Source organism: Sphingomicrobium nitratireducens, from assembly GCF_026157035.1.
Classification (GTDB): domain Bacteria; phylum Pseudomonadota; class Alphaproteobacteria; order Sphingomonadales; family Sphingomonadaceae; genus Sphingomicrobium; species Sphingomicrobium nitratireducens.
On sequence record NZ_JANJZA010000001.1, the window covers coordinates 1056108 to 1068483 of the forward strand.

Annotated in this window: 12 protein-coding genes and 1 tRNA gene; 3 read left to right on the forward strand and 10 right to left on the reverse strand. The window is 65.6% G+C overall.

Annotated features, from left to right (window positions below; all coding sequences use genetic code 11):
- Window position 1 precedes the first annotated feature (1 nt).
- Together NNY25_RS05420 and hppD are read right to left on the reverse strand one after the other, a co-directional pair.
- Window positions 2-580, reverse strand: coding sequence for a VOC family protein (locus NNY25_RS05420; protein WP_265570332.1), 579 nt, complete (start codon window positions 578-580; stop codon window positions 2-4).
- Window positions 580-1680 (reverse strand): 4-hydroxyphenylpyruvate dioxygenase, encoded by a 1101-nt coding sequence (gene hppD, locus NNY25_RS05425; protein ID WP_265570333.1) that lies wholly within the window; start codon window positions 1678-1680, stop codon window positions 580-582. The genes NNY25_RS05420 and hppD overlap by 1 nt, the downstream gene beginning before the upstream one ends.
- A gap of 102 nt (window positions 1681-1782) precedes the next feature.
- Between hppD and NNY25_RS05430 the strand changes: the two genes are divergently transcribed.
- Window positions 1783-2238, forward strand: a complete 456-nt coding sequence (locus NNY25_RS05430; RefSeq protein WP_265571481.1) for a MarR family winged helix-turn-helix transcriptional regulator — start codon at window positions 1783-1785, stop codon at window positions 2236-2238.
- Window positions 2239-2249: 11 nt separating this feature from the next.
- On the opposite strand, the gene NNY25_RS05435 is transcribed toward NNY25_RS05430, so the two are convergent.
- Together NNY25_RS05435 and NNY25_RS05440 are read right to left on the reverse strand one after the other, a co-directional pair.
- On the reverse strand, window positions 2250-2825 hold the full coding sequence (locus tag NNY25_RS05435) for a J domain-containing protein (RefSeq protein WP_265570334.1): 576 nt from the start codon (window positions 2823-2825) through the stop codon (window positions 2250-2252).
- A gap of 24 nt (window positions 2826-2849) precedes the next feature.
- Window positions 2850-2926: transfer RNA gene (locus NNY25_RS05440), tRNA-Arg, on the reverse strand.
- A gap of 147 nt (window positions 2927-3073) precedes the next feature.
- Between NNY25_RS05440 and NNY25_RS05445 the strand changes: the two genes are divergently transcribed.
- Window positions 3074-4186 (forward strand): helix-turn-helix transcriptional regulator, encoded by a 1113-nt coding sequence (locus tag NNY25_RS05445; protein ID WP_265570335.1) that lies wholly within the window; start codon window positions 3074-3076, stop codon window positions 4184-4186.
- Window positions 4187-4328: 142 nt separating this feature from the next.
- A complete protein-coding gene (locus NNY25_RS05450) occupies window positions 4329-8780 on the forward strand; it encodes an autotransporter domain-containing protein (RefSeq protein ID WP_265570336.1) in 4452 nt (1483 codons plus the stop codon).
- Between the two features lie 64 nt (window positions 8781-8844).
- Here NNY25_RS05450 and NNY25_RS05455 read toward each other — a convergent pair whose 3' ends face one another.
- Genes NNY25_RS05455 through NNY25_RS05480 form a run of 6 tightly spaced genes read right to left on the reverse strand, consistent with a single transcriptional unit; the run spans window position 8845 to window position 12331 of the window.
- Complete coding sequence (locus tag NNY25_RS05455) at window positions 8845-9468, reverse strand: DUF1109 domain-containing protein (protein ID WP_265570337.1); 624 nt, start codon at window positions 9466-9468, stop codon at window positions 8845-8847.
- Between the two features lies 1 nt (window position 9469).
- The gene (locus NNY25_RS05460; protein WP_265570338.1) at window positions 9470-9994 is read right to left on the reverse strand and encodes a sigma-70 family RNA polymerase sigma factor; all 525 of its coding nucleotides are present in this window, start codon (window positions 9992-9994) and stop codon (window positions 9470-9472) included.
- Entirely contained in the window at window positions 9991-10440 is a 450-nt protein-coding gene (locus NNY25_RS05465; RefSeq protein ID WP_265570339.1) for a DoxX family protein, read from the reverse strand. The genes NNY25_RS05460 and NNY25_RS05465 overlap by 4 nt, the downstream gene beginning before the upstream one ends.
- Window positions 10437-11105, reverse strand: coding sequence for a hypothetical protein (locus tag NNY25_RS05470; RefSeq protein ID WP_265570340.1), 669 nt, complete (start codon window positions 11103-11105; stop codon window positions 10437-10439). Before NNY25_RS05470 ends, NNY25_RS05465 begins: the two co-directional genes overlap by 4 nt.
- 13 nt (window positions 11106-11118) lie before the next feature.
- Complete coding sequence (gene bufB, locus NNY25_RS05475) at window positions 11119-11991, reverse strand: MNIO family bufferin maturase (RefSeq protein WP_265570341.1); 873 nt, start codon at window positions 11989-11991, stop codon at window positions 11119-11121.
- A gap of 4 nt (window positions 11992-11995) precedes the next feature.
- Entirely contained in the window at window positions 11996-12331 is a 336-nt protein-coding gene (locus NNY25_RS05480) for a BufA1 family periplasmic bufferin-type metallophore (protein WP_420854314.1), read from the reverse strand.
- Window positions 12332-12376: the final 45 nt, after the last annotated feature.

Below are 12376 nucleotides of genomic sequence, written 5' to 3' on the forward strand. Positions count from 1 at the left end.
CCTATTGCGGCGACGTATCCTCGAGCCCGTGCGCCTCGCGCGCGATCTTGTGGAGCCAGTCGGCGTGCTTGGGCGCCTTCTTGGTCTCGCTCCATTCGTCGAGCATCAGCGGGGCGACGCGCTTCAGCTCCGCATATTGCTCGTCGGTGCCGATGTCGGCGGCGAGCTCCACGCGGTGGCCGTTGGGGTCGAAGAAGTAGATCGACTTGAAGATGCCGTGGTGCGTCGGGCCGAGCACGTCGATCCCTTCCGCCTCGATATGCGCCTTGGCTGCTTCGAGTTCCTCTTCGCTGCCGACGCGGAACGCGAGGTGCTGGACCCAGGCCGGCGTGTTCTCGTCGCGACCCATGTCTTTCTGATTGGGCAGCTCGAAGAAGGCGAGGATGTTGCCGTTCCCCGCGTCGAGGAAGACATGCATGTAGGGATCGTATTCGCCGGTCGAGGGGACATGGTCTTCGGCAAAGGCTGTGGTGTAGTCCATGCCGAGCACGCGGCCGTACCACTCGACCGTCTCCTTGGCGTCCTTGCAGCGATAGGCGGCATGGTGGACGCCGCCGAGCTTCACGGGGTGGTCGGTCATCACGCTTTCTCCTCGACCTTGAGCACGCCGCGCGCGATCTGGTCGCGTTCCATGCTCTCGAACAGTGCCTTGAAGTTGCCCTCGCCGAAGCCTTCGTCGCCCTTGCGCTGGATGAATTCGAAGAAGACCGGCCCGACCTGCGCCTCGGCGAAGATCTGGAGCAGCAGGCGCGGCGCGCCGCCCTCGGTGGTCCCGTCGAGCAGGATGCCGCGCGTCTTGAGGTCCTCGGCATTCTCGCCGTGTCCCGGCAGGCGCTCGTCGAGCATCTCGTAATAGGTCGCGGGCGGCGCGGTCATGAACGGGACGCCGGACGTCTTGAGATTGTCCCAGCAGCCGACAAGGTCGTCGCAGATGAGCGCGATGTGCTGGATGCCCTCGCCGTTATACTCGCGCAGATATTCCTCGATCTGGCCCTTGCCGCCTTCGCCTTCCTCGTTGAGCGGGATGCGGATCTTGCCGTCGGGCGCGGTCAGCGCCTTGGAGGTCAGGCCGGTATACTCGCCCTTGATGTCGAAGTAGCGGATTTCCTGGAAGTTGAAGAGCTTCTCGTACCAGTCGGCCCAGTACTTCATGCGCCCGCCGTAAAGGTTGTGCGTGAGGTGGTCGATCCGGGTGAACCCCGCCCCTTTCGGCCATTTCTCGACGCCGTCGAGATACTCGAAATCGATGTCGTAGATCGTCAGCGCATCCTCGTCCGGTCCGTCGGCATAGCGATCGACGAGGTAGATGTGCGCGCCCCCGATGCCCTGGATGGCGGGAATAAATAGCTCCATCGGCCCGACATCGGTGTCGACCGGCTTGGCACCGCGTTCGAGGAGCCGTTCCATCGCTGCGCCCGCGTCGCGCACCCGAAAGGCCATGCCGCACGCGCCCGGCCCGTGCTCGGCGGCGAAAAAGGCGGCCGGGCTTCCCGGCTCGTAATTGGCGACGAGGTTGATCCCGCCCTGGCGCCACAGCTGCACGTCCTTGGAGCGGTGGTTGGCGACATGGGTGAAGCCCATCGCTTCGAACACCGGCTCGAGGAGACCCTTCTCGGGCGCGCAGAATTCGACGAACTCGAAACCGTCGAGGCCGATGGGATTGTCGAACAGGTCGGGCATGGGCGGGTCCTCTTGTGGCGGGCGACTTGCGCTGGCCCGCGAAAAATGACACTTTGTTGCAATAAGCAACTGGTTGTATTCACAACTTACTAGGTGGCGGCCATGGATGTCAATTCGAAGAACGCGATCCGACTAGGCGCATTCCTGCCCTACCAGCTTGTGCTCCTCGCCGACCTCGTCTCGCGCCGGATTGCCACGGTGGTGAAACGCCGCGAAGGGCTCAATCTATCCCACTGGCGCGTGATGGCGGCAGTGGCGGAGGTGCCGGGCCGCACCGCGCGCGAAGTCGTTGCCGTGACCCCGATGGACAAGGGGATCGTCAGCCGAGCGGTCAAGAGCCTTATCGAAAAGGGTCTGGTCGAGCGTCGCGCCTCGGACAGCGACGGGCGACTGGGCCATCTGCACCTCACGACCCGGGGCGAGGCGGCCTATGCCTCGATCGCGGCGGACATTCTGGATGTCGAAGCGGATATGGTCCGAGGGTTGGAGGCAGGCGACCGGGCGGCCCTGCAGCGTCATCTCGCCGCGCTGCTCGAAAGTTTGCGGGAGGCCGACTGAGCGCCGTGCGCTCAGTCCTCGTTCGAGCCTTCGGACTGGCTGATCATCCGTTGCACCGCCTGTTCGGTGCGGCTGGTCGAGATGACATGGTCGACGCCTTCCACCGTGATCGCGATTGTGCCCTGTTCGGTCGTCTCGATGAGCTTCTTGGACTTTAGATACCAGACATGGAAGGCGAACTGGTTGTCGCTGCAACCCAGGCTCTCCTGGAGCTGCCAGCCGCCTAGGCCCGGTTCCGCCCCGTTCGCGCGCCGACGCTTGTAGAGTTCGAAAAGCAGCCTTGCGTGCTTTTCGGCATCGTCGACGGCCGCCTTTTCGTCGAAGTCGACGCCCTCGACGGGCTTGGGTGCCTGCCCGTTGCCGCGCTTGATGTAGGCGCTGTCGTAGACCGATCGCGTTTCCGGGTCCGAAAGGACGTCGTACGCCTTGCGGACTTGCGTGAACTTGTCGACGTCGGCCGTCTCGACGCGGTCGGGATGGTAGATTTTCGCGAAATAGTGGAACGCGACCTCGAGCATCTTCGGGTCGCAGTCGGGGCTGACCTGCAGGAGGGCGTAATAGTCGGTAAAGCCGTCGTCGCCCGTCATCGCTCCCGCCTTCGCTCTTGCGGCTGGCGCACCCGACAGGATTCGAACCTGTGGCCTCTGCCTTCGGAGGGCAGCGCTCTATCCAGCTGAGCTACGGGTGCAATGCCGGCCGGTTCGCGCCGCCTAACCCGAAGGGGGAAGGGGAGCAAGCCCTCGCGTGGTTCTCGAGCAAAACCATCGGTGCGAATCCATCTTTTCAAGCCGGAAATTTCTGGCAGAACCGTCGCGAAAACAATGATGAGTTCACTATGCGTGACGCGTTGATCGACCACATCTACCAGGCCTCGCACGACGATGCCGCCCTGACTTCCCTCGCAGACAAGTTGATCGACCGCTTCGACCTCACCTCGATGCTGATGGGGTGGCTCGGTCATGACGGCGAGTTCCGGATGGTCATTTCCGCCAACTATTTCGGCGAGAGCGACCTGGGTGACTATTTCCTCCATTATTCCGAGAAGGACCCGTGGATGGCGGCGTCGATGTCGGTGCTGGAATCGGGGCGTGCATTGCGCATGTCGGACCACGTCCCGACCGAGGCCTTCGTGGCCAGCGACCTGTATCGCAAGTTCCTGCTGCCACGGGGATACGACATCTGTTACGCGCTCAGCCTTCCCGCCGTCTCGCCGCTCGGCATGGGGGCGATGGCGCTGCACAAGGGCCCGGACAAGGGCGATTTCACCGACGAGGATGTCGCCGAGCTGGCACGGCTCGGACATGCGCTGGAGACTTTGCAGAAATCCCGCGCCCGCCTGCGCACCTCGGAAGTCGCCGAGCAGGGTTTCGCGATGGTCGCCGACCGGCTCCAGGCGGCCGCGATCGTGCTGGGCGAGAAAGGCCATTTCGTCGAGGCCAACAAGGCGGGCCTGCGGTTCCTCAAGGAAGGCGACCTCCTCCTCGAATCGGGCGGGAAGGTCGCGGGCTTTAACGGGTCTGGCAAATGGTTCGAGCGCGCGATCGAGGCCGCCACCAGCAAGAGCGGCGCGCAGGCGACGAGCGGGCGCTTCGTGCGTCCCGACGGCAGCGCGGTCGTCCTGTCCATGATGCCGTTCGGAACCGAGGGGTTCGGCCGCCGCGCCGTTCTCATCGTCAATTTCCCGCAGACGCTGGGCGAAGCGCACGAGAGCGCGATCGCACAGGCATTCCATCTCACGTCGAGCGAAGCAGCCGTGGTGCGGCATCTCGCCAACGGCAAGACCGCCGAGGCGATCGCCAAGCTACGCGGGACGAGCTTGCAGACGGTGCGTGTACAGCTGCGCAACGCGATGATGAAGACGCACTGCACACGCCAGGCCGAACTGGTCGACCTCGTGCGACAGTTCGTGTCGGTCGCGGACATCGACCATAATCAATTTGTGGTATGACACGGCAATAACGCAAATTTAATTCGGACAGGTCGAACGAGTACCGACCTGTCGCGCGTTCCCCGGCGAGGGCATTTCTTCCCGCCGGTATTTCCCGCCGGAGGAAGGTGCGAATTCGCGCCACCATTTTCGGGGGACCTGAATGTATAAGTATCATTCCTGCCGCGGTCGCCGCGGCCTTTACGCGACTCTTGCTGCCACGACGGCGCTGCCGCTGCTCGTCGGCGCGACGCCCGCTTCGGCCGGCTATTTCCTCTCGCAGGCCGGTAGCATCGTCTACCAGACCGAAGCACTCGAAGGCGCGCCTGCCGCGCTCTCGCTGATCTCGACGGGCGGCTATGTCGATGCCGACGTCACCACGATCACTTCGACCTTCGAACCGGGCGAATATGGCGAGGTCGTCTATCTGGAAACGGATGCGGGCCTGATCGACGGCATGTTCGGATCGATTTCGGCTAGTGGTGAGGGATATGTCACCGGCCTCTACGCGAACTCGAACAGCGGACCGATCAGCGTCCTGGTCGATACGATGTACCTCGACGGCGAACAGGCGTTCGGCATGCTCGGGATTTCGAGCGGCGACGTCACGCTGATCGCGAACGAACTCACCATCGCTGCAACCGGGACCGACTATGACGGAACAGGCCGGACCAGCGACGGTATGGCCGCCATTTCGACCGGCGGGTTCGCGACCGCGTCGATCGGCACGGGCCAGGTGTACGGATATAATTCGACGCTCCTGTCCGCGATCGGCCAGACGGGGGCGGATGTCTCGGTGACCGTCGCCGAAGGCTTCGGAGACGACGGCACGCTCATCTACGGACAGAGCGATGCCGGCGACGTCTCGATCACGGCGACCCAGGCGACCCATTGGGGAAGCGGCAACCTGATCGTCGCCGGGATCGCCGATGCCGGCAGCGTCACGATCAGCGCGGGCGAAATCGTCGACGGCGGCTCCGACAATCGCGGCATCTATGCGCGCGCCGAAGACCAGATCCAGGTCTTCGTCGACCAGCTTGCAGTGAATAATTACGGCGTCTTCGCGACCGGTGCCGACGGCGATCGGCCGAATATCCTGATCGATGCCAATTCGATCACGTCTTACGGCAATGTCGGCATTCAAGCCTACGGCAACGACATCACGATCGTCTCAAGCGACGTCGAAGGCGGGATCTCCGGTGGCACCAGCGGAATGTACCTGGACGCCACCGGCGCGGTCGATATCGACGTGGCGGGGCAGGTTTCGGCGACGGCCTACAACGGCGATGCAATCGGCGTGAATGCCACGGACGGCCTTGTCACGGTCGACGTCAATGTCGCCTATGCCTCGGGCACGGCAGGCCGTGCCATCATCGTCGAGACGACGAGCGGCGACGTCGTGGTCAATGCGGGCACGACCATCTCGGAAGCGACCGGATGGAACGGCTCGTATACCGGTGACGGCATTCTCGTGCTGTCGGACACCGGCAACGTCACCGTCAACAGCGAGTACAGCGTGACGAATGGCCTTGGTGGATCGGCCATCGCGGTCGTGACCAGTGGCGATGTGACGATCGACAGCGGCGTATCGGAGAGCACCGGCACCAACGGCGTCAACTTCTATGCCGAAGGCCACGACATCTCTGCCACGGTCGACTCGATCCTCATGGGAACGGGCGTCGGGCGCGCCGCTTATGTGCTCGCCAGCGGTGCGGCCGATGTCGTCATCGGCGATATCTCGGCGGCAAGCAGCTACGGTGCCTTCGTCCAGGGAGGCACGTCTTCGGACGTGACGATCAACGGTACGGTCGAAACCTACCGTTACGGCGCCTACGCCTATTCCCCGACCGGCACGGCGAACGTCACTGTCAACGGGGACATCACCAGCGCTATCCGCCAGGGCGCGATCGCGAACGGCGGCACTGCGGCGACGATGACGGTGAGCGAGGGCGCAAGCGTGACCAGCGGCACCACCGGTGTCGCGCTCTATTCCGACGGTTCGAGCTATTTGCTCAACCAGGGCACGATTTCCGGCGGTAGCGAATATGCCGTCTATTTCGGCGCGACGAGCGGAACCGCGGGCGCTGCGACCCTGCGCAACGAGGGCACGCTGATCGGCGGGGATCTCGGCGCCGTGTTCGGCACCGTGTCGAACGACCTCGTCGAGACGACCGAGACCAGTCATATCGAAGGCGTGGTCGACTTGGGCGACGGCACCGACACGCTGCGGCTCGTCCAGTCGGACGGCCCGGCGGCGGTTGGCGAAGTGGCCGAGACGGTCAATGTCGAGAATCTCGAGGTCGTCAGCGGAAGCTTCCGCGCCGATGGCGCCGCATCGAGCTACGATAATGTCACCATCGCGGACGGCGCCGAACTGATCGTCGCCGCCGAGGCTGGCGTCGCGTCGGTCTACGGGCTCGCGGTCGATGTGGACGGGCGCTACGCGCTCGACATCACCGGCACCGCGCAGGCGTCCGACTTCTGGTCGGGGACGCTCACCGGCGACGGCACGCTGGCGCTGGTCGGCGAAGGCACGCTGTCGCTCAGCAACGGCTTCCTCATCGGCAATACGGGCGGCGTCCTCGTCGAGAACGGGACCTTCCTCATCACCGGGGCAGGCGCGAATTATTCGGGCACGGTCGAGACGGTCGCGGGCGGCACCTTCCAGCTTGGCGAGGGTGGTGCGACCGGAAACTTCACCGGCGATCTCGTCAACAACGGCAACTTCATCTTCGACCGTGACGGAAACTACACGTTCGAGGGCGATTTCTCCGGCAGCGGCGAGTTCGACAAGTATGGCGACGGCACGCTCTTCTTCGCCGGCGACTACGCCTACAGCGGGCTGACGACCATCCACGCCGGCGGCATCTCGCTGTCGGGAACGCTCGCGGAGACGACGGAACTCAACCTGGTGGGCGGCACGTTCGACCTGTCGGGTGTCGCAGGCGGGGCGCAGACCATCGCATCGCTGTCGGGCACCGGTGGGACGCTGATCCTCGGCGAAATCGTCCTGACTCTCGACCAGATGATCGACACCGTTTTCGCGGGCGACATCACCGGCACGGGCACCATCGTCAAGGACGGCGAAGGCACGCTCAACCTCACCGGCGACGTCAGCTATGCGGGCGATGTCGAGATCACGGGCGGCACGCTCGCTGTCAACGGCACGATGACCGAGGCCGACTTCTTCGTCGAAACCGGCGGTCGCCTCGGCGGCAACGGCACGGTCGGCGACGTGGTCGTCGACGGTGGCACGCTGGGCGCCGGCAATTCGATCGGCCACCTCGTCATCGCGGGCGACCTGACGCTCGACGCGGACAGCATCTTCGAGATCGAGGTGAATGCCGCGGGCGACGCCGACCTCGTCGAAGTGACGGGCGCGGCCGAGCTGGGCGGGGCCACCGCGACCATCCTTGCCGAGGACGGGCTCTACGCGCCAGTCACCGAATATACGGTGCTGACCGCAGAGGACGGCGTCACCGGCGAGTTCGGCACGGTCACCACCAACTTCGCCTTCCTCGACCCGACGTTCGATTATGGCGCCAACGCGGTGACGCTCACGCTGACCCGCAACGATATCGACTTCTCGGAATATGGCGACACCGCCAACCAGTCGATCGTGGGCGGGCTGGTCGAGGCGCTCGGCTTCGGCAACGCGCTCTACGACGCCGCTTTGGTCCTCGGGCAGGACAAGGTCGCGGCCGATTTCGAAACGCTGACCGGTGAGGCCTATCCCGCGCTCGCCTCGGCAATGATCGAGACGACCGACCTCCTGCGCCGTCAGCTCGACGCGGGGGCGCCCGAGGGAGACGGCGTGTTCGTGTGGGGCCGCGGCGTGCTGACCAACGCCAAGGCCGACGCGCGCGGCAATTACCGAGCAGTCGATCTCGACGGCAGCGGCCTGGCGGCGGGCTTCGGCTACCATGCGGGCGACCTCGTCGTCAGCCTGGGCGGCGGGCGGCTGTGGCAGGACAGCGATGCGTTCGATCTGTCGGACGCGGACATGAGCTTCCTCGACGGCCGGGTCGACTGGTCGTCGGAGTCGGGCTTCGGCGTCACTGCGGGCGCGCTGTTCGGCTGGAGCGACGGCGTCGTGACCCGCGATACGCGCCTCGGCACGATCTCGGCAACGGTCGTGGGCGACATGGATGCCAGCGTCTCCGCCTTCCATGGCGAGGCGCGCTACGGCTTCGCGATGTCGCAGATCACGCTCGAGCCGTTCGTCGGGCTCAGCCATGTCTCCTTGTCCCTCGACGACCTCACCGAGACGGGCGGCATCACCGCGCTGGACGTGAGCGATCTCGACCGCGACGTGACGTTCGGCGATGCCGGGCTGCGGGTCAGTGCGGGATCGGCCAACGGTGTGTCGTTCGACGCCATGGCGGGGCTGCGCCGCGCCTGGGGCGACCGGATGGGCAGTGCCTCGATCGCATTCGCCGACAGCCCGGCGAGCGCGTCGATCGGCGCGATGCCGATCGCCAAGGATGCGCTGCGCCTGGGCGCGGGCCTCGGTTACGCCAAGGGCCGCATGAAGGTCTCGATCGGCTATGACGGGACCATGTCCAAGGGCTTCGACAGCCACGGCGTGAAGGCCGGGCTCTCGATCGGCTTCTGATCCCCCGAAGGGCAGAAGGGAGGGCGTCGTCGGTTTGCCCGGCGGCGCCCTTTTCGCGTCCCGGCTACCAGCGCAGGATCGGCGTCACGAGGACGCGGCCGAGCAGGGCGGCGACGATCACGCTGGCGACATGCCACAGGCCCAGGTGGGCAAGCCCGCTGCCCGAACATTCGAGCGTGATGGCCAGCGCTCCGACCGCGCCTGCGGTCAGGCCGACGAGCGTTCCGGCCTTTTCCGGCAGCACCGTGGCGCCCCGTCGCAGCCAGTGCGTCAGCACGACCCCGGTGAAAAGGCCCGACGCCAGCCCCCAGGCGAAACAGCGAAGCCCGAAGGCGACGTCCATCGTCCCCGCACTGCCGGAGACGAATTCCACGATACTCACCGCAGGCAGCAGCAACGTCGCCGCGAGCACCCAATGCGCACCGCCCTGCGGTCCCCCGACGGCGGGCCGCGCGAGCCGGGTCGCGCTCCAGCCGGCCGCAACGGCCAGCAGCGCGAACAGTCCCGCGACAAGGAGCGTCAGCGACGCGGGGTTTCCGTCCGCAAGGTCGGGCCGGACGCCAAAGACGACCAGCACCGTGGCGATCGTCGCGAGCGCCGCCGTCCCTGCGAGAATCCGGCCATGACCGAGCGACAGCGGGCGGACGGGCCGGACATCGTCGGCGAGGCGATCGAGGAGGTCGTTCATGTCATTCGCTTTCGACGAGGGCGGCGAGCTTCTTGAGGCCGCGATGGATGTTGACCTTGACCGCCGCGATGCTCTGGCCGGTGATTTCGGCGGTTTCCGCGATGCTTCGTCCCTCGACCTTGGCGAGGGTGATACAGCTGGCCTGGGTCGGGGAAAGGTGGGTCATCAGCCGTTCCAGGCTGAGGCGCGCGAGGACCGGCTCCTCGTCCGAGCGGACGGCGATATCCTCATCCTCGATCGTCTGCGGCGCGCGTTCGAGCTTGCGCAGCGTATCGATCCATCGATAGCGCGCGATCGCCGCCAGCCACGGATAGAAGGGGCGCGTCGCATCGTAGGTCGCGCGCTTGGCATGGAGCGCGAGGAGCGTGTCCTGGACGAGGTCGTCGACCATGTCGGGCGCGATGCGCCGCGTGTAATAGCGCACCAGCCAGTCGCGCGCGGCCGCGAGCGCGGCGCGGTAGGACGGGCGGTCGCCGTCCTGCGCCCGCGCCATCAGCCGCCTGAGATCGTCGTCGGTGAGGATCATCTTGCCATCTTACGGCTTATTGCCGGGGCGAGCGCAATCCTTCCCGATCCCTGGGTCAGCAGCACCAGTCCCATCGCGATCCAGCTCATGTGCACGCTCCACCAGGCCAAAGGATAGACGAACAGCTGAATGACAAGGGTCATCGCGATGAGCCCCGCAGCGGCAAAGCGCGTTCCAAGCCCAAGGAGAAGCATGATCGGCAGGACATGTTCGCCAGCCGTTGCGGCGACCGCAGCGAGGTCGGCGGGAAGCGGGACCGAAGAATAGTCGTTGCGGAACAGGGTGTAGGTCGTGTCGGAAATCTCGAACAGGCTGCCCTCTTCGACCTTTGTCCGACCCGAACGCCAGAAGATCGCGCCCAGCGCGATGCGCACGAACAGGAGAACGAGGTCGCGCACTGGCTGCCGATCGGCAAGCGAGACGAGGCGGGCGTAAAGCCGGCTCATAACACCAGCTCCAGCACGGGCCTGAGCGCGCCCTGTTGCACGAGGGTCGTGGTGGCAGCGGCGTCCTCGTCGAGCAGGCGGCCGAGGGTCGTGCGTTTCCTTGCCAGGGCCAGCAACCGCGTTGCGCTTCTTCCGATGCGCGTGAGGCGGATGTCGTTCGCGGGGCGAGTGACGAGCAGCATGTCACCGGCGCCGGTCTGGGATGGATTCCACAGGAGGGCATCGGCGTCTTCGAGCGCCACGAGGCGGCAAGCCGGATGAGGCTGGACCGCAATGTCGACCAGCCGTTCGGGTCGCTGGTCGCCAATGGTCCGCAGGGTCAACGCGGGTGCGCGGGCTGCGCCGTGCGCTTCCAGCCAGGCCCACTCCGCCGTCGCAAGATCGCGTGCCCGCGGCGTTGCAAAGCGCGCCGCCATTCCGCACCCGATCGAGCGAAGCGGCAACTCGACTGTGGCGGGTGATTCGAGGTGGCGCTCGGCGACTTCGTGAAATGTGTCGTGACCAACCAGCTCGCGCGTCCGTTTGAAACTGTCTTCGAGCGCGATGCGGCGCGCATGATTGATCGTATTGGCATGGGCCTTGAGCGCGCGCAGCTGGGCCCGGCGCGTGCCCGAAAGCAATTCGCTTGGCAAACAGGACGGGCCGCCGCGCAGCGCGCGCATCATCTGGGTCTGGAGGTCAGGCGACACGGGCGACTTCCTGCGCAAGGATCGCGTTGGCGCGTGTTGCTTCGGCCATGAGATCCTCAAAGGACGGGACGGCATTGTCGCGCTCGACCAGGACCGGGCGCGGACCGATGCGCGAGACGAGCCGGTCGAGCAGCGACCAGCATTCCTCCGACACGGGTGAGCCGTGATCGTCGACCGCAAGGCTCGTGCCGTCGTCGTACGTCGCGACGCTGTGCCCCGCGACATGGATTTCGCCCACGAGAGAGCCGTCTATCGCGTCGACATAGGCAAATGCGTCGATGCCGAGATTGATCTGGCTCACCAGCACATTGTTGACATCGACGAGCAGCCCGCAGCCGGCACGGCGCGCGAGCGCGTGAAGAAAATCGACCTCGTCATAAGCATCCATGCGAAAGGCGGTCATCCGGCTGGGATTCTCGATCAGCATCGGACGACCGAGCCGGTCCTGCACGCGGCCAACCTGCGCGGCGAAATGATCGAGCGTCTCGTCGGTCATCGGCAAGGGCAGGAGGTCGGGCACCTTTTCGCCGCCAAGGCTCGACCAGCTCAGATGATCCGAGACGAGGGCCGGGGCGTATCGATCGCACAAGATCGCAAGACGTTCGAGTTCCGGCTCGTCAAGCCCGCCGGGATCGCCCATCGACAGGCCGACCGAGTGGAAGCTGACGGGTAGCGCGTCGCGCAGCGCACCCAGCCAATCGTGCATCGGCCCGCCTTCCATCATGAAATTTTGCGGATGCACCTCGACGAAGGAAGGGCCGACGCCCCGCTCCGCTGCGTCGAGGCAGGCGCCGAAATGCTGAGATTTCAGGCCAATTCCTCCACGCGGCGGCGGGGGCTGGTCGTGCGGGACGCCGGCCACCCGGTCAGGCTTCCGCCTGCGCCGGGTTGCCCGTACCTTCGAACGCTTCCAGCTGGCCGCCACTCGCTTCGCAGTCGCCCGCATCGACATATTTCCAGGCATTGCCCTGGTAATCGACGCTCGAGGTGCCCGCGCAACTCGTGCCCGGGCCCGCCGCGCAGTCGTTCTTGCCGGCGAGCGCGATGCCATAGCACTTCTCCTGGTCGCTTGCGTCGGCAGCCATTTCGGCCTGCTCGACAGCTTCGGCGACTTCGCCATCATTGGCGGCGGGCGCGCCGTCGGAACAGGCGGCGAGCGCCAGCAAGGCCGTCGCAGCGCCAAGGGTGGAAACGGTTTTCATCATCGAACTCCCTTTTGTGATGCGGGAGGCACCAGCACCCCGCTG

What these genes read in the sequence shown, in the direction of transcription:
- NNY25_RS05420 (WP_265570332.1), bottom strand. Translation starts at nt 580, where the DNA reads ATGACCGACCACCCCGTGAAGCTCGGCGGCGTCCACCATGCCGCCTAT.
- hppD (WP_265570333.1), bottom strand. Translation starts at nt 1,680, where the DNA reads ATGCCCGACCTGTTCGACAATCCCATCGGCCTCGACGGTTTCGAGTTC.
- NNY25_RS05430 (WP_265571481.1), top strand. Translation starts at nt 1,783, where the DNA reads ATGGATGTCAATTCGAAGAACGCGATCCGACTAGGCGCATTCCTGCCC.
- NNY25_RS05435 (WP_265570334.1), bottom strand. Translation starts at nt 2,825, where the DNA reads ATGACGGGCGACGACGGCTTTACCGACTATTACGCCCTCCTGCAGGTC.
- NNY25_RS05445 (WP_265570335.1), top strand. Translation starts at nt 3,074, where the DNA reads ATGCGTGACGCGTTGATCGACCACATCTACCAGGCCTCGCACGACGAT.
- NNY25_RS05450 (WP_265570336.1), top strand. Translation starts at nt 4,329, where the DNA reads ATGTATAAGTATCATTCCTGCCGCGGTCGCCGCGGCCTTTACGCGACT.
- NNY25_RS05455 (WP_265570337.1), bottom strand. Translation starts at nt 9,468, where the DNA reads ATGAACGACCTCCTCGATCGCCTCGCCGACGATGTCCGGCCCGTCCGC.
- NNY25_RS05460 (WP_265570338.1), bottom strand. Translation starts at nt 9,994, where the DNA reads ATGATCCTCACCGACGACGATCTCAGGCGGCTGATGGCGCGGGCGCAG.
- NNY25_RS05465 (WP_265570339.1), bottom strand. Translation starts at nt 10,440, where the DNA reads ATGAGCCGGCTTTACGCCCGCCTCGTCTCGCTTGCCGATCGGCAGCCA.
- NNY25_RS05470 (WP_265570340.1), bottom strand. Translation starts at nt 11,105, where the DNA reads ATGATGCGCGCGCTGCGCGGCGGCCCGTCCTGTTTGCCAAGCGAATTG.
- NNY25_RS05480 (WP_420854314.1), bottom strand. Translation starts at nt 12,331, where the DNA reads ATGAAAACCGTTTCCACCCTTGGCGCTGCGACGGCCTTGCTGGCGCTC.